The organism is Acinetobacter sp. FB, from assembly GCF_056033405.1.
Genome location: NZ_CM148502.1, coordinates 1,573,924 through 1,595,129 on the forward strand (window position 1 = coordinate 1,573,924; position 21,206 = coordinate 1,595,129).

Sequence of the window (21,206 nt, forward strand, 5' to 3'; positions counted from 1 at the left end):
AGAAAATATTGAATTTGAGAGGCATGTAAATATGCTTAAAAATTTATTAATGCTATGAAAATATAGATATTTCAAGTTATTTGTATTTGACAGGGGAATGTTATGCAACCACAAATGATGGGCGGAATTATACAGGTCAATATTCCTGATAAAGCAACTTTGCAATCGAGTTATATGCCTTTTGTGCAAGGTGGCGGTCTATTTGTTTCCACGAAACAAGCTGTAAAAATGGGACAGGAAGTTTTTGTTTTAGCGACTTTACCAGAGCAGTCACAAAAAATTCCACTAACGGGTAAGGTGATTTGGATTTCGCATAAACAAACACATTTTAAACCACAAGGTTTTGCAATTCAGCTTGCTGGTGAAAAAGGTGTTTATTACAAAAATGAAGCTGAGAAATTATTGGCTGGTTCAAAAGCTATGGATCGCCCAAGTTTTACAATGTAAGTAATAGGAAATAAGCGTGTTTGTTGATACCCATTGTCATTTAACGATGTTAGATCTGAGTCCCTATAATGGGGATCTAGATCAGGCGCTTGAGCAAGCTCGTCTTGCAGGTGTTTCAAAATTTATGGGGATTTCAGTTGATCTTGACGATCATATAAAATTAGCTGAAATAGCTTCTCGCCATAATGATGTGGGTTATTCTGTAGGTGTTCATCCATGCGAGGATGATCATATTATGGCGCGGGCAACAACAGACTACCTTGTAGAGCTAGCTCAGTCTGATAAGGTATGGGCATTAGGTGAAACAGGTTTAGATTATTATCACAGTACAGATTTTATTGCAGAACAGAAACGATGTTTTGCCCGTCATATTCATGCATCAAAAATTGTAAAAAAACCTGTGGTTGTGCATACACGGTCGGCTAAACACGATACTGTCGATATTATAAAAGCAGAGCAGTCCACACATGGTATTTTGCATTGTTTCACCGAAGACTGGGAAACAGCTAAGGCTGTTTTAGATTGTGGTTACTATATTTCTTTTTCTGGTATTGTTTCATTCAAAAATGCACAAGAATTACGTGATGTAGCTAAACAAGTGCCGCTTGATCGGTTATTAATTGAAACGGATAGTCCATATTTAGCACCTATGCCTTATCGGGGTAAAACGAATGAGCCTAAATATGTGCCTTATGTTGCAAAGGCGTTAGCGGATGTATATCAGAAATCAGTAGAAGAAATAGGTATGATTACCACACAGAATTTTGAGAATCTTCTTCATTTGAAGTAAACGGTTTAGTTGTATTAGCAAAGAGAGTTATCACGTGAAAATGGATCGCCAAGCTCAGTTTAGAGCACGAGAAGCCTTAATTTTTCAGATCGCTGAGCAACTCCTATTAGAAAATGGTGAAGCAGGCATGACTTTGGACGCTTTAGCGGCGGAATTAGATCTTGCTAAAGGCACATTGTATAAGCACTTTCAGAGCAAAGATGAATTGTATATGTTGCTGATTATTCGTAATGAACGAATGCTGCTTGAAATGATTCAGGATACAGAGAAAGCTTTCCCTGAGCATTTAGCTTTTTTCATGCTGCATCATTTACATCATCCAGAACGTACTGCTTTATTTCATCAAATTGAAGAGCGCCTCTCTACGACTGGTCAAGGTGTTCAGTTATTATTTAGTGAATTGTATAAAGTTCGTCGTCAACGTTTACGCATTATCATTCGTATGACAGAAAGTTATTTATTAGATATAAATAGCTCGATGACAACGCGTGATTATTTGGCTTCGATTTGGTCTCTGACTTATGGTGCAGCAGTTATTCTGAATTCGAGCTTCTATCAGCGTTATTTAGGTTCACGTGATAGCTTACGTGTGGCTTATATTGATCAAGCTTTAGGTTTGCCAAAACAAATTGAATATTTAGCGAATGGCTGATAAATAAAATGAAATCACCACATAGATTACAACAAGGTTTTACCCTCATTGAGATCATGGTGGTGATTGTAATTATGACGATTATGACATCTTTGGTTGTTCTGAATATTGGTGGTGTGGACCAGCGTCGAGCGATGCAAGCCAGAGAAATGTTTATACTTGATTTAAAAAAGATTAATAAAGAATCAACGGATCAAGCTAAAGTTTTTGCCCTAAATACTCAAAATGCGACTGACGTTGCACCATTCCGCTATAATTTGTTTGAATATCATGATCAGAGCCATGAGCAAATTCAGCAAGCTGATCGGACTTGGCAGCCATACAAAGAGTTTAAACTTCGAGAGCTTCCGACTAGCGTGTCCTTTAGTATTCAAACTTTAAATGCTGAAGAATATCGAAAAGCGAGAAATGAGGACTTATTGGGTGGTAAAGCACCGCAACTCATATGGTTTGGTAATGGTGAAGTTAAGCCTGTCCGTATTCAATTTTATTATGAACAACAGCCAATTGGACATGAGTTTGAAATAGATCATTTGGGTAAAATAAATGAAGAAGATTAAAGCATTTACCCTGTTGGAAGTAATGGTTGCGTTAGCGATATTTGCTGTTGCTGCAATCGCATTAACAAAAATTGCCATGCAATATACACAATCTACATCGAGTGCGATTTTGCGAACAAAAGCACAGTTCGTTGCAATGAATGAAGTTGCAATGATGGAAATGAATCAAGAATGGTTAGATGGAACGCAATCGAAACAGGTGACTTCTCAAGGCGAGACTTGGCAGATTGATAAAAAAGCACAGGCTACAATTAGTCCAAAAATACAACGTATCGAATTACAAGTAAGTTTATTTAATACTGAGCAAGGTAAAGTTGAAGCGGGCATCACCAATATGGTGTTTTTTAATTATCCAGCAAAAGCTAAAACATGATGAAAATTAAAAAGGGTTTTACCCTTGTTGAATTGCTGGTTGCAATTGCTATTTTTGCCGTACTTTCAATGCTTGGTTGGAAAGTTTTTGATTATTTATTAAAAGTCAAAGATCGTAATGCAGAGCATGAAACACATTTATTTGCGTTACAAGATGCCTATCAGCAGATTCTAAGAGATAGTCTCCAAATTATTCCATTAACGGCAAATGATGGTCGACAATTACAAGCCGCTTTGGTGCTAAATGATCGTGGTTTTATGTTTAGCAAAGCAGGAGTGTCCGATCCGTTGAAACAAGGTTTGTCACCTTATGAGCGCATTGAATATCGCTACGATTCAACACAGAAAAAAGTTTATCGACTCAAATATTCAAATCTAAATATTCCAAATCGAGTACAACCCATCTCAAGTACCTTATTAGAAAACGTAGATCAATTTAAAGTAATCGTCATGAATCCACAGGAACTGACACAATGGCCTGAAAATATTGGTGATCCTAATAATATTAATGAGTTAAAAAAATTACCATTGGGCTTAAAAATACAGCTTAGTGTTGCAGGTACGGATTACGAGTGGATTTATAGTCTACTGAATGCAAATCAATTGTTGGGAAATAACTCACCACCATGAAAAACTATTCATCTCAGCGTGGCGTAGCTTTATTAACGATTTTAGTCATGGTTGCTTTAGCAACGATTTTGGCTGCAACAATTGCAAAACGACAAACCAATAACGCTGAAAATACGGGCTATTTGATGCGTCAGGATCAATCGTTATTGTACGCAAAAAGTGCAGAAGCTTTTTTTTCAGAGTTACTCATTCAAGATAGCGATAATGGTAGTAGCATTGACCATTTACAGGAAAACTGGGCAAAACCGATGCCACCATTTCCTGTAGAAGATGGATCAGTCTCAGGAAAACTACTAGATGAGTCAGGAAAGTTTAATCTAAATAATTTGGTTAAGGATGATGGCAATCAAGTTGATGATTCTGCTCGACGTTGGTTTGAAAAGTTATTGCAACGCGTAGGTCTACCTGCTGAACTCAGTCAAGCTGTGATCGATTGGCAAGATACAAATGATGAAGTGACTGGCGCGATGGGTGCGGAGAGTAGCTATTATCAAGGACTGGATCCTGCATATTTAACGCCGAATACCAAGTTTCATAGTATAGAAGAATTAAAACTTGTACGAGGTTTTGAAGGCAAAAACTACGATTTGATCAAACCTTATGTCACGGCATTACCTGAACAGACTAAGGTGAATATGAATACAGCACCTGCATTACTATTAGCCAGTATTGATTCTAAAGTAGATGTCAAAGCTCTCGAACAACAATTGAAAGTCAAGGAAACTGAGTTAACACATTTTAATAATGTAGATGATTTATGGAAATTAAGTGCTTTTTCTGGGATTGATGAACAGAGTAAAACCGATGCTGCATCTTTATTAGATAGTAAGTCAAATTATTTTACGGCTCAAATTGAAGTGATGCTAAGTGAGCGTAAGCGTCAATTTACGAGCTTAATGATGAGAAAAGATAAACAAGTGATTGTGTATTCAAGAAGTCTTGCACCATTCTAGTCTTTGTATAGATTGGATTATTGAATAGTCACAAGGCTTAAAATCAATCCCACCGATGATTTTTTTGCTTTATAATAAAATTTGTTTGCAGATATAGATCAGCTTGGTGCATGTTAATTCGTAAATTATTTAAGTTTGAAAATGCTCATATTGTACGTAATTGTACATCAGATCGCTGTAAGCGTTCGATTCACGGGCATAGTTATAAGGTTGAATTACTGTTAAAAGCCTCAAGATTAGATCATGGGCAAATGGTCTATGATTTTGGTTTATTAAAAGGTGTGATTAAAGAGCTTTTTGACAGTTTTGATCACGCAATTTGTTATTGGCAAAAAGATGATCCTGAATATATTCAAGCGTGTAAAACTTTTAGTGCACGTTGGGTTGCCTTGCCAGTTTCACCATCAGCTGAACAGTTTTCAAGGATTTTCTTTTATCTAGCGCAACAGGTGCTCGCTTCAACCACAACACAGAATGGTGAAGGTGATGTTGAGGTCTATTCAGTGATCGTGCATGAAACTGATACAGGTTACGCACAAAGTTTTCTAGAAGATATTGAAAATGAGCAAATGGGTTTACTTAGCCTAGACCAAATTATTTTTTCAGAGCAAGTACAAGTCGAGTGGAGTGATCCTCAAATGTATGAAAATCTGAAAAACGGAATTAAATTCCAAAATCCAAATGTAGAGTTACAAGTTAACATTTAAGTCAGCAAGATTTAAATGTTAGAATCGTTATTTCAAGGAATGTTGATGCAATTTACTGAACAACAGCAGGAAAAACTTAATAAAGTTCAGTTGGATGAGTCATGGAAAATCTCTTTATCAGAATTTCTACTCAGTCAGAAAATGGATCATTTAAGAGAGTTTCTACAGCAACAGATCCTTGCTCAGAAAACAATTTATCCGCCTAGCAAGCAAATTTTCAATGCATTGAATACAACCCCGTTACAGGATGTAAAGGTCGTGATATTGGGTCAAGATCCATATCATGGTCCTAATCAAGCCAATGGTCTAAGCTTTTCTGTACAAAGAGGGGTTGCATTACCACCATCTTTGCGTAATATTTTTCATGAATTACATACTGATCTCACAGTGCCGATTTCACGTCATGGGGATTTAAGTAAATGGGCTGCTCAAGGGGTATTGCTGTTGAACAGTGTACTCACTGTTGAAGCAGGGCAGCCAACTTCTCATCAAAAACAAGGCTGGGAAGAATTTACTGATGCTGTAATTGATGTGTTAAATGAACAGCGTGAGCATGTTGTGTTTATCTTATGGGGTGCTTATGCACAACGTAAAGGACAGCGCATTGATCGAAATAAACATCTAGTGTTAACAGCAGCTCATCCATCACCACTTGCTGCAAACCGAGGTGGTTTTTTTGGCTGTAAAGTATTTTCTAAAACAAATCATTATTTGAAACAACATGGCATTGAGCCAATAGACTGGCAACTGGACGCATAATGACTTCTCCCGATTTAAATAGTTATCACCCAGATTTAATTATCGAAAACGCTAAAAATGGTTGGCGTATTGTTCGTTTAAACAGACCAAAATCTTTGCATGCACTTGATGAGTCAATTGTGAGTGCTTTATTGAAAGTATTTGAATATTTTCATGAAGATGACAGTGTTAAAGCAATTTGGTTTGATTCAACCACACCAAAAGCATTTTGCGCGGGTGGTGATGTTCGTAAACTTCGTCAACTTGTCATTAATAATGAAGTAGATACCGCAAACAAGTTCTTTGAACAAGAATATGCGCTTGATTTATTGCTTCATAACTATGCTAAGCCAATCGTGGTTTGGGGTGAAGGTTATGTTATGGGTGGTGGTTTAGGCCTATTCATGGCTGCGCCATTTCGTCTGGTCACACCTTATTCACGTCTTGCAATGCCTGAAATCAATATTGGTCTCTATCCTGATGTAGGCGGGAGTCGTTTCCTTGCTGATCGTGGTCAAATTGGGTTGTTTACAGGTTTAACGGGTTCAATCATGACCTCAGCCGGTGCTTTTAGCATCGGTTGGGCAACTCATATTTGTGAAGCACAGCGAGATAATGTTCTTCAAAAAGTTTTGAATGTGGATTGGAATCACTATCCTGCGGGTGCTTTCCGTGCAATCGATGATACTTTAAATAGTTTACATCGCCCTGTGGCATCAGGTCCGTTACAAAATTCAATCGATGTGATTCATAGCGTATGTCGTGGTCAAAGTTTTGAGTATGACTATCAAGCGATTATTGGTTTGAGTGATGCAAGTAGTGATTGGTTACGTCAGGCAAGTGAAAATCTGCAAAAAGGTTCTCCAAGTACTGCTGCGATTACATGGTTGCTATGGCAATGGGGTAAGCAAGGGCATGCTTGGGATGAAGTTTTTGCATTAGAATCACAAATCTCTGATTGGAAAATTCGTCATCCAGATTTTGTTGAGGGTGTCCGTGCACGTTTAGTTGATAAAGACTTATCACCAGAATGGAAAGCAGCGGAAAAGATTACATTAAAAGATATTTTATCTGATTGTGCTCCGGTAACTACGATTGATAGTTGGAATGCTTTATTAAGACAATATGGTGTTATTGCTTAAAATCGATGAGTATTGACGTCACAATTTCAGAAAACTTTAATGATGAATATTGGATGCAGCTTGCTTATGAGCAAGCTGCACTAGCTGCTTCGCAGGGAGAAATTCCTGTTGGAGCGGTGATAGTGAGTCAAGAGAAAGTTATTGGTGCTGGTTATAATGCACCAATTAAACAATCTGATCCTACCGCTCACGCTGAAATTCAAGCTTTACGTGCAGCCTGTCAATTATTGAATAACTATCGTTTACCAGATGATGCCATATTATATGTGACGCTTGAACCTTGTACGATGTGTGTTGGTGCGCTCATTCATGCTCGTATCAAAAAAGTAGTGTTTGCTACAACAGAGCCTAAGGCTGGTTCGTTGGTCAGTGCTCGACAATTATTAGAAAATGGCTATTACAATCATAAATTCGTATTTGAACAAGGTTGTATGCAAGCTGAATGTTCATTGCAATTAAGCGAATTTTTTAAACAAAGACGAGAAGAAAAAAAGAAAACTCGGCTATTAAAAACGTCCTTAAATGATTAAAAATGTCTCATTAGTTGTGGCAAACTATGCCTCCAAAGATTTTAGCTAAATCAAAAAGGCAAAGTTATGCGTAACGCAATCACCATACAAAAAGAATTCAACGCACCAATTTCTGAAGTTTTTGAGTTGTTGTCAAAACACGCAACCTACAATAAAGCATTTGCGCCATTACAAGTTGTACGTGTAAAAGACTCAGCAGATCCTCAACGTCCAGATGGTGTTGGTTCTATTCGTCGTATGGGTTTTGGACCAGTGAAGCCTCTTCAAGAAGAAATTACTTTGTTGGAAGAGAATAAGCGTATTGAATACAAATTGATTAATAATCCATTGGTGAAACATCATTTAGGGCAAATCGATTTTCGAGAAATTACCCCATATATTACCTTGGTTACTTATAAGATTGAATTTACAGCAAAAGCGCCTTTTGTAAGTAAATTAGTTCTTGCACAACTCAAAGCAGCGATTACACTAGGTTTTTCAAAATTAGCGAAGTCAGTTGCTTCATAAGAGACGGGAATGACAGTTCATATTATTACGATTGATGGTCCTAGTGGTTCTGGTAAAGGGACCTTGGCAGCCAAAATAGCTGCTTATTATGGTTTTAATCTATTAGACTCTGGTGCTTTATATCGTTTACTCGGGCTGTCATTATTTCAACGTGGCTTACTTGATCAAATCGACTCTAATTTAGGTCAATGCGTTGAATGTGCGACGAATTTAGATATTGAATTTAAAACGACTGAGGCTGCGACCCTTGTTTTACTAGAAGGTGTAGATGTCACGAATACCATTCGTACTGAACAGGTTGGAGAATATGCCTCTAAAGTTGCAACTGTTCCTGAATTAAGAAAAGCATTATTTGCGCGCCAACGTGCATTTATTCAAGCTCCTGGTTTGGTAGCTGATGGACGAGATATGGCAACATCAATTTTTCCTGAAGCTCAAGCTAAAATATACTTAACAGCATCGGCTGAATCTCGTGCAGAGCGACGTGTAAAACAGTTGCAGGGTATGGGGCTTGATGCTAAAATAAGCGGCATTTTATCTAACATACAGGCTAGAGATAAAAGAGATATGGAGCGAGCTGTTGCTCCGCTCAAGCCAGCTGAAGACGCGTATATCATTGATAGTTCTACAATAGGCATCAATGAAGTTTTTCAGTTAATGGTGAACTATATCGATAGCCGTATTCAATAGATAGACCATTTTATTTTCAGTTGAAGCATTGCTTGATCAGATTTTTTGGACAATGTAACAACTTAACTAAACCGGCCTTGTCTGATCCAAGACCGCGGACTTTATCAGGTATATCATGACCGAATCTTTTGCAGCCCTCTTTGAAGAAAGTGAATTAAACCTCAACGTTGAAAAGGGTGCAGTCATCCAAGGTACTGTTGTTAGTATCGATTCTGACTGGGTTACTGTTGACACTGGCCTTAAATCTGAAGGCGTAGTTGACCGTGCTGAATTTTTAAATGAACAACGTGAACTTGAAGTTCAAGTTGGCGATACTGTTGATGTAGTTGTTGAAGCGCTTGACAACGGTATGGGTCAAACAGTTTTATCACGTGAAAAAGCGAAACGTGCTGAAACTTGGACTAAACTTGAGAAAATCTTTGAAGACGGCGAAATCGTTACTGGTGTTATCTCTGGTAAGGTTAAAGGCGGTTTCACTGTTGACATCGGTCCTGTACGTGCATTCTTACCAGGTTCTTTAGTTGACACTCGTCCTATCCGTGACACAACTCACCTTGAAGGTAAAGAGTTAGAGTTCAAAGTAATCAAACTTGATGCTAAACGTAACAACGTTGTTGTATCTCGTCGTGCAGTTATGGAAGCTGAATCTTCAGCTGACCGTGAAGCATTACTTGCTCAACTTGAAGAAGGTCAAACAGTTACCGGTACTATCAAGAACCTTACTGATTACGGCGCGTTCGTTGATCTTGGCGGTATTGATGGTCTTCTACATATCACAGATATGGCTTGGAAGCGTATCAAGCACCCTTCAGAAGTTGTTGAAGTTGGTCAAGAAGTTACTGTTAAAGTACTTAAGTTTGACCGCGAGCGTAACCGCGTATCTTTAGGTCTTAAGCAATTAGGCGAAGATCCATGGTTAGCGATCATGAGCCGTTACCCTAAAGGTTCTATCGTTAAAGCACGTGTAACTAACTTAACTGACTACGGTTGCTTCGCTGAAATCGCTGAAGGCGTTGAAGGCTTAGTACACGTTTCAGAAATGGACCACACAAACAAAAACATCCACCCATCTAAAGTTGTTCAGATCGGTGACGAAGTTGATGTTATGGTTCTTGAAGTTGACGAAGAACGTCGTCGTATTTCATTGGGTATCAAACAAACTCGTGCTAACCCATGGGAAGAGTTTGCTAAAGCAAATGAAAAAGGCGAAAAAGTTTCTGGTACCATCAAGTCAATCACTGATTTCGGTATCTTCATCGGTTTATCTGGTGGTATCGACGGTTTAGTACATTTATCTGACATTTCTTGGAACGAACAAGGCGAAGAAGCTATCCGTCGTTACAAGAAAGGTGACACAGTTGAAGCAGTTATCTTATCTGTAGACGCTGAAGGTAACCGTATCAGCCTTGGTATCAAGCAATTAAACAGCGATCCATTCAATGATTTCTTAGCTGCGAACGAGCGCGGTGCTTTAGTTAAAGGTACTGTGACTGCTGTTGATGCTAAAGGTGCTACAGTTAAATTAGCTGATGACATCGAAGCAACGCTTAAAGCTTCTGAAATCAACCGTGACCGCGTTGAAGATGCGACTAAATTCTTAGAAGTTGGTCAAGAAGTTGAAGCGAAGATCATCAACGTTGATCGTAAATCTCGCTCTATCAACTTGTCTATCAAAGCGAAAGACGAAGCTGAAGAGAAAGAAGCTGTGAACAATGCTCGTCAAGCAGCAGCAGCTCAAGTTTCAGAAGCTAATGGTCCTAAGACTATTGGTGATTTGATTAAAGCTCAAATGAAGTAATTTGTTAAAAGGTACATTTCTTGTAACAGAGATGTACCTTTTTATACAAAAATACTGCAAACGGTAGCGTAGTATCGATGTACTGCGCTACCGTTTTGTATTTAAACAGGTTATTATTAAAATATTGAAAAGTAGCAATAATTAAAGAGGTCATCGATGACTACTGAAGCACTTAACAAATCTGATTTGATTGAACGGATTGCCCTTAAAAACCCTCATTTGGCAGAACCGTTGGTTGAAGATGCCGTTAAAATTATGATTGATCAAATGATTGAAGCACTTTCGAGTGGTGATCGTATTGAGATTCGTGGTTTTGGCAGTTTTGCATTACATCATCGTGAGCCACGTTTAGGGCGCAATCCTAAAACTGGTAAATCAGTTGATGTTGCAGCAAAAGCTGTCCCACATTTCAAACCGGGTAAAGCACTCCGTGATGCAGTAAACGAGACTGTTGATTAATAAAAAATTGAGGTGTTTATGCGTTATATCTTAATTGCATTACTTGTTGCTCTATTTGGTTATTCGCTTGCCCTAGTTTTACAAAATCCAGCAGAATTAGAAGTAAACCTATTGTTTACTCAAGTTCCTGCAATGCGTTTAGGTTTATTGCTTTTATTGACATTGGCATTAGGTGTCGTTGTCGGTTTACTTCTAGGTGTTCAAGTATTTCGAGTTTTCCAAACGAATTGGGAAATTAAACGATTACGTAAAGATATTGACCACCTCAGAAAAGAGCAGATCCAACTTGCTCAGCAAGCAGCCGCAGAAGCTGCTGCAAGCGTAAGACATGAAAAAACTGTTTTAGATGTTTATCCGAATGATAAGATCTAATAGTTGAATTGCTATTTAGTATTGAAAAGGGCTATTTCACAATTGAAGTAGCCCTTTTAGTTTTTGATTAAAAAATACTTAATTAATTTTAATTTCATTTTTCAAGTTCAATTCAAGCTGATCCATAAATTGATTAAAAGCATTAAAACTTTTTTCTACTACGATCAATGCAGTTTCATTCATTTCTCGCGTTATAGGCATATTTTCAAAGATGTTTTCTTCATCGCATATAGTATGTCCAGTTTCTTGCTTTAAATGAGTTTCACTACAGAACTTTAATTCTAAATCAGTAGTTTTGGTAATTTCATTCAATACATTAAAAACTACATTTCCTGTAGACTCCATGACTTCAATCGCTACATATCTTATAAGTGCCGTCTGATTCGAGACCAAGCCTATTAATTCGTAAGATAGTTTACGGCTAGGTGACATGTCATCACACCAAATAAATCTAAGGGTGTTGGTAAGTTCTTGTTTATTGTTTAAATCGAGCGTTTCTAGGTCATGCAAATACCAAGGCCAATGATTAGCATCTTCTTTACAGTGAACATTGATTGCTTCTTCATATTTATTCTGTGGAAAATTAAAGGGCAGTACATATTTATTTAAATCCGCAAAGCTCATTATAAAGTGAGCAAGATTGGGCAAGAATTTTAAGCGTTGTTGTATGGGTATTTCTTGATTTTTCAGAATCTTAAAAAAATGATGGTGACTAAATTGATGCCTTTTTATGCCTATTGCAGTTTTAATCGTTTTCATTTTTAACCTTATTCGTTTTTAATTTATTTTAAGATTAAAATTTAATCAAATTTTACTATTTGGTATGTTTTAGTTTTGTTGTTGCAACTTAAATGTAAGAAGTAAAAATGTGTTGAATGAAATTTTACACTTAAATTGAAACCTATTTATAATAGCGACTTTGAATCAACTGGGAAGAAACGCTCTTGAGTATCATTGTTGCACTAGATGCAAAAAGCGAATATGACGCTTTAACGATTGTGGATCAGCTTGATCCTGCTTTATGTCGTGTCAAAGTGGGCAAGGAACTTTTTACTCATGAAGGTCCAAGCGTTGTTAAAACTTTACAAGATAAAGGTTTTGAAGTTTTTCTTGATTTAAAATTTCATGATATTCCTAACACAACTGCTCAAGCTGTTTGTGCTGCGGCAGATCTAGGTGTGTGGATGGTTAATGTTCATGCTTCTGGCGGTCGAAAAATGATGGAAACTTGTGTTGAAAGACTCAAAGCAGGCAATTATCAAACACAACTTATTGCAGTTACTGTGTTAACTTCTATGGGGCGTGAAGATCTACGTGATATTGGTTTAGACATCGAGCCAGTAGAGCATGTCAAACGTTTAGCTAAATTGACTCAAGAAAGTGGTTTGGATGGCGTAGTTTGCTCAGCACAAGAAGCTAAGATTCTTCGTGAAATGTTGAATGCTGATTTTGCATTAGTTACTCCAGGCATTCGTCCAGAAGGTTCAAATGCAGATGACCAAAAACGTATCGTTACGCCTAAACAAGCTATGCTTGATGGTTCGACGCATTTAGTGATTGGTCGCCCGATTACAAAGGCTGAACGTCCAACAGAAATGTTGAAGTCAATTTTGGCGTCTATCTAAGTTTATTTAGTTTATAAATACCTTAGAACTTGAGATTTAAGAATAGGCTGATTAATAAAGGCGCTAGAAGCGATAAAATTAATCCGCTCATCATTGCATGTGGTACGTAATGCGTGCCACATGATTGTTTAACCATCGCAAGAGTGACATCCATTGAGGTTGCTCCAGCACTTGAAATCGCTGAACGTGGAAAACGCCAACCGAGGCAGTACATAAGGAGAATAGCGAAAATCTCTCTGAAGAGGTCGGTTAATAAGGCAATTCCACCAAGTCGTGCTGAGTGTAATTCTGTGAATAGAATGCCAGACATTGAGTACCATCCATATCCCTGAGCTAAAGCCATTATTTCATTTAAGTTAAAGTGGTTAGATAAGATTAAATAATTCACGATTGCTGCTAAGCATGAACCTACAAAGGCTGCAGCGGGGACCAATAGTACTTTCCAACTTAACCAACTACGATCAAATTGCGTAAAAGCAAGCTCAATGCCAATCAAAAAAATAAATATGAGTAATAAATACCAACTATTAAATGCAATTTGTAGGTCAGATTGAGTGACTAGTATTCCAAGTAAAATCCCCAACCCTAATGCTAGAAATGCTTTAGCGATATTCTTGAGTGCATTGATAAAGAGGTGTAATGAAATTTTTCCTTGTACACTTTGACGATCAATCAGTTTATAAGTAATTAGACAGATAAAGAAAGAACCAACTGATGTAGTAAATGCAATCAATAATGCAGGTGGTAATATTGCTGCTGGATCTGAGATATGATTCAAAGCTTGAGTCAGTTCAAATGCAACACTTATTAATAATAAATAAGAAAAATAGGGTAAAATTTTAAATACAAATTGTGTAATTCGTTGTGATAGTTTTGGGGCGAGAAAATAGCCTAAGCTTATTGCGATAAAAATTTGGAAGATAAGAAGAAAAGATTCCATAAAAAAAGCAGGTTACCAATAACCTGCTTATTATGAAGAATTATTGATTAAGCTGCATTGTTTTTTGCATTTGTTGCTGTATGAATAAAATTATAGTCAGCGACATTTACTTTACGTGTTTCTAACCAATATTTCCAAGTATATGTTGGCCATAATGAGAAGTTTTTACCATCAGCTGATTGATACCAACTACTGCATCCACCTGCTTGCCAAACTGTTCCTTTGAGTTGTTCCTGCACACGATCATTAAATTGATCTTGTACCTGTTGTTTAATCTCAACAGCTTGAGAACCTGTTTTATCTACGGTTTGAATCAATTGCAAAATATAATTCACCTGAGATTCAATCATAAAAATAACAGAGTTATGACCTAAAATCGTATTTGGACCTAATAATTGGAATAGGTTAGGGAAGTTTTTCGTACTAATACCATAGTAGCTTTCCGCACCATCTTTCCAAGCTTGCTTAAGTTCGATTCCATTACGACCAACGCAATCGAAATGCTTTAAGTAAATACGTGGGTCAGTAATGAATCCTGTACCATAAATCAAACAGTCAATTTGGCGTTCTTTACCGTCTTTGGTAATAATGCCGTTAGCTGTAATTTCCTGAACGCCATCAGTAATTAATTCAACATTTTTACGGTTGAACGTTGGGAAGTACTTATTTGAAATCAAAATACGCTTACAACCCATAACGAAGTCTGGTGTAAGTTTTTTAGCGAGTTCTTTGTCTTTTACTTGAAAGTGGATAAATGCTTCGGCAAGCTTTTGACCATATTTCATGATCTGTGGTTGTACGATAGGTACTACACGTGATTCGTTGGTCCAATACAAACGAGTACGATGAATTTGACGATAAATATTTGAAGCTTTAAATAAAGATTTGCTTAATTGTGAATATTTACGTTCATCACGTGGAATCACCCATGCCGCAGTACGTTGGAATACATAAAGCTGTTTCACTTCTTGTGCAATCTCGGGAATATATTGAATTGCACTACCACCAGTACCAATAGAGGCAACAGATTTGCCTTCTAAGCTGTATTGATGATCCCATTGTGAAGAATGGAAGACTTTACCTTTAAACTTTTCAATTCCTTTTAAATGAGGAATTTGCGGAACGTGTAGGGGACCAGAAGCAAAAATAACAAATTGAGCTTCAATGGATGGTTGATCTTTAAAATCTAATAACCAAACATTACGATTTTCGTCAAACTCAGCATGAGTAACTTCATGATTGAATTTGCAATAATCTTTTAATTTATACTGCTGAGTAATATCTTGAATATATTCAAAAATTTCATCAGCTTCAGCGTAACGTTTTGACCAATCTGTTTTGGGAGCAAACGAAAGTGAATACATATGTGATTGAACATCACAGGCTGCACCTGGGTATTGATTTTCACGCCATGTGCCACCAACGTCATTGGTTTTTTCTAAAATTACAAAATCATTCATTTGACTTTGTAATAGTCGAATAGACATTGCTAAACCACCAAAACCTGCACCAATAATTGCAACTTTAGTTTTTTGAATAGCATTTTGGGATACATCACGCATAGTCCACGCCCTACACATCTAAATTTTATGCAAGTTTAAAGGTTTTGTAGAGATTAAATATGATTGTATAGACGCAAAACTTGATCATTTCGGCAATTCATTTATTTGTATCTTTATAGTACAACGTTAAAGTTTTGGGAATTGCATTTGGAATTATGAAGAGATCTATCCTCGGATTGATGTATTTAATTCAAGGCATGCGTCATGTGGGCATTGATGTAGATGCTCGTTTAGCAGACATGGGAATACAAGCCGAAGCTTTAGATCCGAGTTCAATTATTCCAGATGAAATAGAATGGGATATTTTACAGTATATTAGTCAAGATATTTCTCCTGAACAAGGCTTAGTCATTGGTCAACATTATGCGCTTGCAGGGTATGGCCCATTCTTGATGCTACTTGTTACAAGCGATACTTTACATAAAGCTCTGTTAAATGGTGTGCGATTTCAGCAATTGACGCACTTATTTGGTTCATTACAACTAAATATTAAAAAAGATTTCATTCATTTGCATTATCAACCAATTGATTTAAATACGCATTTAGGATTATTTCGCGCTCAATGTGAAATCTCAGGTACTTATAAGTTCTTACAGGATATCTTTAAGATGATGGGGCTTGAAATCCCTAATATCCGTATTGAATTACCTTTTAAAACACCAAAAGAATTAGAATTAATAGGGGCTTATCAAGATTATTATGGTCAGGATGTAAAATTTGAATGTCAGCATGCCTCTTTTATTCTAGAAAATACTGATATTTTAAATATAAAAATACCATCTGCTGATGCTCTTACCTACCGTGTTTATGAAGATAAATGCTTGCAAGACTTAGAAAAATTGGAAAGAAGCACTCAGGAAAAGCTGACGATTGTTGAATATGTGGAAGGATATTTAGAGATGCAGAATGGCGTCATGCCCACCATGTTTGAAACAGCCTGTGCTTTAAATATCCCAGAAAGAACCTTGAGGCATAAATTGCAGCAAATGCAAACAAGTTATAAGGAAATACGCGAAAGGCTGATTAAGCAGAAAGCATTAAAGTTTATTGAAAATAGTGCGTATTCAATTGAGCAAGTTGCGGAAATGTTAGGTTATTCTGAACCTGCTGCATTTAATCATGCGTTTAAACGATGGTTTGGTCAAAGTCCAAGACAATATAATCGTAATCATTAAAATGATTAAAAAATGGTACATTATGATGTTTAAACTCCATGATAATTAAGCCTAAAATCTAATGCCTTTGGACTTAATGTTCGATATAATTTTCACCAATTAAAATTGTAATAACACCTTATGTTAAATTCTAAACCAGACTCACATAGCACTTCATTTATGCCGACCTCACCTGCGGAGCGTTATGCTCAAGCAATCGAATCAGGTCAATTCATGCCAGATGAAGCTCAAGCTCAGGCAGTGCAAGAGTTAGATCGAGTATGGAAAGAGTTGCTTACTCGTTATAAAGCCTCAAAGAAAGCGTTTAGACGTTTCCGTCGTCAAACCTATCCAAAAGGGGTATATATGTGGGGTGGTGTAGGGCGTGGGAAAACATGGTTGATGGATCAATTTTATGAATCAGTTCCATTTCGCCGCAAAACACGCATGCATTTTCACCATTTTATGCAACATGTCCATAAAGAGTTGAATAAGCTTTCTGGTCAACGTAATCCTTTGGATTCTGTTGCAGATCAAATTTATAAAAATGCGGTTGTTATTTGTTTTGATGAATTCTTTGTATCAAATGTCACTGATGCAATGATTTTAAGTGATTTGTTCCAAAAACTATTTGAACGTGGAATTACACTTATTGCGACCTCTAACATTGCACCAGAAGGTCTCTATAAAAATGGTATTCATCGTGACCGTTTTATGCCAACAATTGAATTGGTTCAGAAAAACTGTACGGTTCTGAATGTAGATGCTGGTGTTGATTATCGTTTGCGTGTTTTGAAGCAGGCTCAATTATTCAAACATCCATTAAGTAATGACGCTCAGGCATGGATGTATGAACGTTTTCAGGCGCTCACACACACACAAACGCTCTCTAATACACCTATCATGATTAACAATCGTATTGTAGAAACGCTTGGGCATACAGAAGATGTATTGTGGTGTGAATTCTCTGAGTTATGTTTTAAACCACGTAGTCCAGCTGACTTCATTGAAATTGCTAATATTTACAACACGGTACTGGTAAGTAACGTGCCGCATTTAACTGATTTTCTCTCAGAAGGAACCCGTCGCTTTATTTATTTAGTTGATGAGTTTTATGATCGTGGCGTGAAATTACTTTTAACTTCAGAAGACTCAATTATTGATCTTTATGAAGGTGAGAAATTAGCATTTGAAATTGAACGGACACGTTCACGTTTATTAGAAATGCAATCCGATGATTATCTGCATTCAGAGCATCGTCAAATTCAGGTTTCAAAAACTTCATAAATTATAAAGGCATTCTCAGGAATGCCTTTTTTATAAATTCATATAGAGAAAGCTTTATTCTTAATTGAATTTTGTTATAACTAAATGAGTTTTAAAAAGCGAGTATGTCGCAGAATAGAAGTAGTTAGATCAAAACTTGGTTTTGGTGTTTATAAAAATTATATTTGTCAATACTTAAACTAAGAAAATGCTTACTATTTAGCAATGTGATATTACTATTCAGGCTAGTATAAATCGGTATACTAGGTTTCTTGTTATAAAAAGTTAGCATCATCAGGAAAGACAATGACTGTACGTATTCAACAAGGCAAGCTAGCGATTGCTAAAGAACTTTACGATTTCATCGAAAATGAAGCTTTACCAGGCTCTGGTTTAGACAGTGAAACTTACTGGAAAAATTTCGAGCAAGTCGTTGTCGATCTTAGCCCAAAGAATAAAGCACTATTAGCTAAGCGTGATGAAATTCAAGCTAAGATTGATGAATGGCATCGTAATAATGAATTTGAGTTAAATGCGTATAAAGCATTTTTAACTGAGATTGGTTACTTAGTACCAGAAGTTGCTGATTTCCAAGTAACGACTGAAAATGTAGACGAAGAAATTGCATTATTAGCTGGTCCTCAGCTTGTTGTACCAGTACGTAACGCACGCTATTGCTTAAATGCTGCGAATGCACGTTGGGGTTCATTATACGATGCACTTTACGGTACAGATGTAATTTCTGAAGAAAATGGTGCAGAGAAAGGTAAAGGGTACAACCCAGTCCGTGGCGATAAGGTAATTGCTTTCGCTAAAGATTTCCTTAATCAAACATTCCCACTTGCTCAAGGCTCTCATGCTGATGCAACTAAATATGCAGTTGATCACAATCGTTTAGTTGTAACTTTAAAAGATGGTTCAACAACTTCTTTGGCTCATGAAGCTCAATTTGTTGGCTTTAGTGGCGATGCTGCAAATCCAACTGAAATCGTTTTATTAAATAATGGTTTGCACGTTATTATCGATATCGATGCAAATAGTCCAATCGGTAAAACTGATGCGGCTGGCGTTAAAGATTTAACTTTAGAAGCTGCTATTACAACGATCCAAGATTTAGAAGACTCAGTTGCAGCTGTTGATGCAGAAGAGAAAGTTGAAGGCTATCGTAACTGGTTAGGTTTAATGAAGGGTGACTTGCAAGAGTCAATCGAGAAAAATGGTAAAACCATTACTCGTGCATTAAACAAAGATCGTACAGTTCAGAACTTAATTGGCGGTACTACAACGCTACATGGTCGTTCATTAATGCTTCTTCGTAACGTTGGTCATTTAATGACTAACCCTGCGATCCTTGTAGAAGGTCAAGAAGTATTTGAAGGTATTATGGATGCATTAGTTACTCCATTACTTACAATTGCAGATATTCGTGGTGAAAACGAAAATAAGAACTCTCGTAAAGGTTCTATGTATATCGTTAAACCAAAAATGCATGGTCCAGAAGAAGTTGCATTTGCAGTTGAATTATTTGAGCGTGCAGAACAAGCACTTGGTTTACCTGCAAAAACACTCAAAATAGGTATCATGGATGAAGAACGTCGTACTTCAGTTAATTTGAAAAACTGTATTGCTGCTGCAAAAGACCGTACGATTTTCATTAACACTGGTTTCATGGATCGTACGGGTGATGAAATCCATACTTCTATGGAAGCAGCACCAATGGTACGTAAAGAAGCTGTTAAAGCTCAGAAATGGATTGCTTCTTACGAAAATCGTAACGTTGCAATTGGTTTGGCTTGTGGTTTACAAGGTAAAGCGCAAATTGGTAAAGGCATGTGGCCAAAACCAGATAGCATGAAAGATATGTTGGCGACTAAGACAGCTCATCCAAATGCGGGTGCTTCTTGTGCATGGGTTCCATCACCAACAGGTGCTGTACTTCACGCAATGCATTATCATCAAATTAATGTAAAAGCACGTCAAGACGAATTGGCTGCTGAAGATATGTTGACTTTAGATGATTTGTTAACGCCTCCTTTTGCACCAGAAACAAACTGGAGTGCTGAAGAGTTGAATAACGAACTTGAAAATAACTGTCAAGGTATCTTGGGTTATGTTGTACGTTGGGTTGATCTAGGCGTAGGTTGTTCTAAAGTTCCAGACATTAACAACGTTGGTTTAATGGAAGATCGTGCAACTTTACGTATTTCTTCTCAGCATGTTGCAAACTGGTTGCGTCACGGTATCGTAACGAAAGAACAAGTTGAAGAAGTGCTTAAACGTATGGCTGTGATTGTTGATCAGCAAAATGCCAATGATCCACTTTACACGCCAATGGCACCAAATTTTGATGGTATTGCATTCCAAGCTGCTGCTGATTTGATCTTCAAAGGCGCTGAGCAACCATCTGGTTATACAGAGCCATTGTTACACGCTGCACGTTTAAAACTTAAAGGTTATACAGGTGACTAATTTCATCTAAAATAAAAAGCCTCCTCGGAGGCTTTTTATTTCTTTAATATTAGTTAAAAGTAATGTGATAAGGCTGATCTAAAATAGGATTACGCATCATATTGCTTAATTTTTTGCTATAATTCTTGTAGTTTGATCATTTAGTAGAATCATAACGATGTCACAAATTTTAAAATTAGATGCTTTAAAACAAGCCCAAGTTTCGACTTCGCCATATCCTTATTTTATAGTTGAAAATTCGATTATCGATAGTGAAGTAAAGGCTGTAATCCAAGACTTCCCAAAAATTGAACAAGGGGGCAGTTATAATCTTGAAGATGTTGAAATTAAACCTAATTTTGATCGCTTTTTAAAATCATTGGATACCAAAGAATTCCGCCAAATTCTTACAGATAAATTTGACGTCGATGTGATGGAGCATCCTATGATGATCACTTTACGTGGTTACTCACGTCAAAAAGATGGTCGGATTCATTCGGACTCTAAAACTAAGTTATTGACTATCTTAATTTATTTAAATGAATCATGGGATGCACCGACAGGTCGTTTACGCATCTTAAATGACGAAAAAAATATGGATGACTATGTTGAAGAGATTAATGCTGGTCCTGGTACATTAGTTGCCTTTAAAGTGACAGATAATGGTTGGCATGGATATGTACCATATGAAGGTCAACGCCAATCGATTCAAATTAACTTTTTAACTAGCGATAAAGCTAATGCAAAACATCGTTTTGTGCATGGTTTAAGTGCAAAAATGAAAAAAATATTTGGATGATTTTTGCAAATTAAAAAAGGAGGTTTCTACCTCCTTTTTTTAATTTTGTTGAAATGGTGAGGGTT

Annotated in this window: 24 protein-coding genes; 21 read left to right on the forward strand and 3 right to left on the reverse strand. The window is 36.9% G+C overall.

Annotated features, from left to right (window positions below; all coding sequences use genetic code 11):
- Positions 1-102: 102 nt before the first annotated feature.
- The 16 genes from AC0JIQ_RS07240 to AC0JIQ_RS07315 all read left to right on the forward strand — a co-directional run bounded on the left by AC0JIQ_RS07240 (position 103) and on the right by AC0JIQ_RS07315 (position 11,347).
- A complete protein-coding gene (locus AC0JIQ_RS07240; RefSeq protein WP_004662384.1) occupies positions 103-447 on the forward strand; it encodes a PilZ domain-containing protein in 345 nt (114 codons plus the stop codon).
- A gap of 16 nt (positions 448-463) precedes the next feature.
- The gene (locus tag AC0JIQ_RS07245) at positions 464-1,237 is read left to right on the forward strand and encodes a TatD family hydrolase (protein WP_004662382.1); all 774 of its coding nucleotides are present in this window, start codon (positions 464-466) and stop codon (positions 1,235-1,237) included.
- Between the two features lie 40 nt (positions 1,238-1,277).
- Positions 1,278-1,889 (forward strand): TetR/AcrR family transcriptional regulator, encoded by a 612-nt coding sequence (locus tag AC0JIQ_RS07250; protein ID WP_474203235.1) that lies wholly within the window; start codon positions 1,278-1,280, stop codon positions 1,887-1,889.
- Positions 1,890-1,897: 8 nt separating this feature from the next.
- Entirely contained in the window at positions 1,898-2,449 is a 552-nt protein-coding gene (locus tag AC0JIQ_RS07255; RefSeq protein ID WP_005159908.1) for a prepilin-type N-terminal cleavage/methylation domain-containing protein, read from the forward strand.
- Positions 2,436-2,822 carry a type II secretion system minor pseudopilin GspI gene (gene gspI, locus AC0JIQ_RS07260; RefSeq protein ID WP_004662377.1) on the forward strand — a complete coding sequence of 129 codons (387 nt, stop codon included), beginning with the start codon at positions 2,436-2,438 and terminating at the stop codon, positions 2,820-2,822. Before AC0JIQ_RS07255 ends, gspI begins: the two co-directional genes overlap by 14 nt.
- The gene (gene gspJ / locus AC0JIQ_RS07265) at positions 2,822-3,451 is read left to right on the forward strand and encodes a type II secretion system minor pseudopilin GspJ (RefSeq protein ID WP_420002310.1); all 630 of its coding nucleotides are present in this window, start codon (positions 2,822-2,824) and stop codon (positions 3,449-3,451) included. Before gspI ends, gspJ begins: the two co-directional genes overlap by 1 nt.
- On the forward strand, positions 3,448-4,404 hold the full coding sequence (gene gspK, locus AC0JIQ_RS07270) for a type II secretion system minor pseudopilin GspK (RefSeq protein WP_474203118.1): 957 nt from the start codon (positions 3,448-3,450) through the stop codon (positions 4,402-4,404). Before gspJ ends, gspK begins: the two co-directional genes overlap by 4 nt.
- Before the next feature lie 110 nt (positions 4,405-4,514).
- Positions 4,515-5,111 carry a 6-pyruvoyl trahydropterin synthase family protein gene (locus AC0JIQ_RS07275; RefSeq protein WP_004662372.1) on the forward strand — a complete coding sequence of 199 codons (597 nt, stop codon included), beginning with the start codon at positions 4,515-4,517 and terminating at the stop codon, positions 5,109-5,111.
- A gap of 45 nt (positions 5,112-5,156) precedes the next feature.
- Positions 5,157-5,870, forward strand: a complete 714-nt coding sequence (gene ung / locus AC0JIQ_RS07280) for a uracil-DNA glycosylase (RefSeq protein ID WP_050040245.1) — start codon at positions 5,157-5,159, stop codon at positions 5,868-5,870.
- On the forward strand, positions 5,867-6,991 hold the full coding sequence (locus AC0JIQ_RS07285) for an enoyl-CoA hydratase/isomerase family protein (protein WP_171066588.1): 1,125 nt from the start codon (positions 5,867-5,869) through the stop codon (positions 6,989-6,991). Before ung ends, AC0JIQ_RS07285 begins: the two co-directional genes overlap by 4 nt.
- Positions 6,992-6,996: 5 nt before the next feature.
- Positions 6,997-7,521 carry a tRNA adenosine(34) deaminase TadA gene (gene tadA / locus AC0JIQ_RS07290; protein WP_474203119.1) on the forward strand — a complete coding sequence of 175 codons (525 nt, stop codon included), beginning with the start codon at positions 6,997-6,999 and terminating at the stop codon, positions 7,519-7,521.
- Positions 7,522-7,587: 66 nt separating this feature from the next.
- Positions 7,588-8,028, forward strand: a complete 441-nt coding sequence (locus tag AC0JIQ_RS07295) for an SRPBCC family protein (protein WP_050039967.1) — start codon at positions 7,588-7,590, stop codon at positions 8,026-8,028.
- Between the two features lie 9 nt (positions 8,029-8,037).
- Positions 8,038-8,718 (forward strand): (d)CMP kinase, encoded by a 681-nt coding sequence (gene cmk / locus AC0JIQ_RS07300; RefSeq protein ID WP_474203120.1) that lies wholly within the window; start codon positions 8,038-8,040, stop codon positions 8,716-8,718.
- A 115-nt stretch (positions 8,719-8,833) separates the two neighbouring features.
- Positions 8,834-10,516, forward strand: coding sequence for a 30S ribosomal protein S1 (gene rpsA, locus AC0JIQ_RS07305; RefSeq protein ID WP_005159935.1), 1,683 nt, complete (start codon positions 8,834-8,836; stop codon positions 10,514-10,516).
- A 156-nt stretch (positions 10,517-10,672) separates the two neighbouring features.
- On the forward strand, positions 10,673-10,975 hold the full coding sequence (locus AC0JIQ_RS07310) for an integration host factor subunit beta (protein WP_005216452.1): 303 nt from the start codon (positions 10,673-10,675) through the stop codon (positions 10,973-10,975).
- Positions 10,976-10,993: 18 nt separating this feature from the next.
- Positions 10,994-11,347: a lipopolysaccharide assembly protein LapA domain-containing protein gene (locus AC0JIQ_RS07315; RefSeq protein ID WP_004662356.1), complete on the forward strand. Its 354-nt coding sequence runs from the start codon at positions 10,994-10,996 to the stop codon at positions 11,345-11,347.
- A 78-nt stretch (positions 11,348-11,425) separates the two neighbouring features.
- Here the strand turns inward: AC0JIQ_RS07315 and AC0JIQ_RS07320 are convergent, their stop codons facing one another.
- Positions 11,426-12,106 carry a hypothetical protein gene (locus AC0JIQ_RS07320; protein ID WP_474203121.1) on the reverse strand — a complete coding sequence of 227 codons (681 nt, stop codon included), beginning with the start codon at positions 12,104-12,106 and terminating at the stop codon, positions 11,426-11,428.
- 185 nt (positions 12,107-12,291) lie between these two features.
- Between AC0JIQ_RS07320 and pyrF the strand changes: the two genes are divergently transcribed.
- On the forward strand, positions 12,292-12,972 hold the full coding sequence (gene pyrF / locus AC0JIQ_RS07325; RefSeq protein ID WP_005159948.1) for an orotidine-5'-phosphate decarboxylase: 681 nt from the start codon (positions 12,292-12,294) through the stop codon (positions 12,970-12,972).
- 22 nt (positions 12,973-12,994) lie between these two features.
- Here pyrF and AC0JIQ_RS07330 read toward each other — a convergent pair whose 3' ends face one another.
- On the reverse strand, positions 12,995-13,912 hold the full coding sequence (locus AC0JIQ_RS07330) for a LysO family transporter (protein ID WP_474203122.1): 918 nt from the start codon (positions 13,910-13,912) through the stop codon (positions 12,995-12,997).
- Between the two features lie 47 nt (positions 13,913-13,959).
- Positions 13,960-15,474: a flavin-containing monooxygenase gene (locus tag AC0JIQ_RS07335; RefSeq protein WP_474203123.1), complete on the reverse strand. Its 1,515-nt coding sequence runs from the start codon at positions 15,472-15,474 to the stop codon at positions 13,960-13,962.
- 155 nt (positions 15,475-15,629) lie between these two features.
- On the opposite strand from AC0JIQ_RS07335, the gene AC0JIQ_RS07340 reads away from it, so the two are divergent.
- The 4 genes from AC0JIQ_RS07340 (at position 15,630) to AC0JIQ_RS07355 (ending at position 21,141) form a co-directional block, all read left to right on the forward strand.
- On the forward strand, positions 15,630-16,649 hold the full coding sequence (locus tag AC0JIQ_RS07340) for a helix-turn-helix domain-containing protein (protein WP_474203124.1): 1,020 nt from the start codon (positions 15,630-15,632) through the stop codon (positions 16,647-16,649).
- Positions 16,650-16,769: 120 nt separating this feature from the next.
- Entirely contained in the window at positions 16,770-17,915 is a 1,146-nt protein-coding gene (zapE, locus tag AC0JIQ_RS07345) for a cell division protein ZapE (protein ID WP_346509248.1), read from the forward strand.
- A gap of 285 nt (positions 17,916-18,200) precedes the next feature.
- Positions 18,201-20,363, forward strand: coding sequence for a malate synthase G (locus AC0JIQ_RS07350; RefSeq protein WP_474203125.1), 2,163 nt, complete (start codon positions 18,201-18,203; stop codon positions 20,361-20,363).
- 157 nt (positions 20,364-20,520) lie between these two features.
- A complete protein-coding gene (locus AC0JIQ_RS07355) occupies positions 20,521-21,141 on the forward strand; it encodes a 2OG-Fe(II) oxygenase (protein ID WP_474203126.1) in 621 nt (206 codons plus the stop codon).
- Positions 21,142-21,206 lie beyond the last annotated feature (65 nt).

Excerpts from the sequence above, each read along its gene's own strand:
- AC0JIQ_RS07240 (WP_004662384.1), top strand. The coding sequence starts at position 103 with ATGCAACCACAAATGATGGGCGGAATTATACAGGTCAATATTCCTGAT.
- AC0JIQ_RS07250 (WP_474203235.1), top strand. The coding sequence starts at position 1,278 with ATGGATCGCCAAGCTCAGTTTAGAGCACGAGAAGCCTTAATTTTTCAG.
- AC0JIQ_RS07255 (WP_005159908.1), top strand. The coding sequence starts at position 1,898 with ATGAAATCACCACATAGATTACAACAAGGTTTTACCCTCATTGAGATC.
- gspI (WP_004662377.1), top strand. The coding sequence starts at position 2,436 with ATGAAGAAGATTAAAGCATTTACCCTGTTGGAAGTAATGGTTGCGTTA.
- gspJ (WP_420002310.1), top strand. The coding sequence starts at position 2,822 with ATGAAAATTAAAAAGGGTTTTACCCTTGTTGAATTGCTGGTTGCAATT.
- gspK (WP_474203118.1), top strand. The coding sequence starts at position 3,448 with ATGAAAAACTATTCATCTCAGCGTGGCGTAGCTTTATTAACGATTTTA.
- AC0JIQ_RS07275 (WP_004662372.1), top strand. The coding sequence starts at position 4,515 with ATGTTAATTCGTAAATTATTTAAGTTTGAAAATGCTCATATTGTACGT.
- ung (WP_050040245.1), top strand. The coding sequence starts at position 5,157 with ATGCAATTTACTGAACAACAGCAGGAAAAACTTAATAAAGTTCAGTTG.
- tadA (WP_474203119.1), top strand. The coding sequence starts at position 6,997 with ATGAGTATTGACGTCACAATTTCAGAAAACTTTAATGATGAATATTGG.
- AC0JIQ_RS07295 (WP_050039967.1), top strand. The coding sequence starts at position 7,588 with ATGCGTAACGCAATCACCATACAAAAAGAATTCAACGCACCAATTTCT.
- cmk (WP_474203120.1), top strand. The coding sequence starts at position 8,038 with ATGACAGTTCATATTATTACGATTGATGGTCCTAGTGGTTCTGGTAAA.
- rpsA (WP_005159935.1), top strand. The coding sequence starts at position 8,834 with ATGACCGAATCTTTTGCAGCCCTCTTTGAAGAAAGTGAATTAAACCTC.
- AC0JIQ_RS07310 (WP_005216452.1), top strand. The coding sequence starts at position 10,673 with ATGACTACTGAAGCACTTAACAAATCTGATTTGATTGAACGGATTGCC.
- AC0JIQ_RS07315 (WP_004662356.1), top strand. The coding sequence starts at position 10,994 with ATGCGTTATATCTTAATTGCATTACTTGTTGCTCTATTTGGTTATTCG.
- AC0JIQ_RS07320 (WP_474203121.1), bottom strand. The coding sequence starts at position 12,106 with ATGAAAACGATTAAAACTGCAATAGGCATAAAAAGGCATCAATTTAGT.
- AC0JIQ_RS07330 (WP_474203122.1), bottom strand. The coding sequence starts at position 13,912 with ATGGAATCTTTTCTTCTTATCTTCCAAATTTTTATCGCAATAAGCTTA.
- AC0JIQ_RS07335 (WP_474203123.1), bottom strand. The coding sequence starts at position 15,474 with ATGCGTGATGTATCCCAAAATGCTATTCAAAAAACTAAAGTTGCAATT.
- AC0JIQ_RS07340 (WP_474203124.1), top strand. The coding sequence starts at position 15,630 with ATGAAGAGATCTATCCTCGGATTGATGTATTTAATTCAAGGCATGCGT.
- zapE (WP_346509248.1), top strand. The coding sequence starts at position 16,770 with ATGTTAAATTCTAAACCAGACTCACATAGCACTTCATTTATGCCGACC.
- AC0JIQ_RS07350 (WP_474203125.1), top strand. The coding sequence starts at position 18,201 with ATGACTGTACGTATTCAACAAGGCAAGCTAGCGATTGCTAAAGAACTT.
- AC0JIQ_RS07355 (WP_474203126.1), top strand. The coding sequence starts at position 20,521 with ATGTCACAAATTTTAAAATTAGATGCTTTAAAACAAGCCCAAGTTTCG.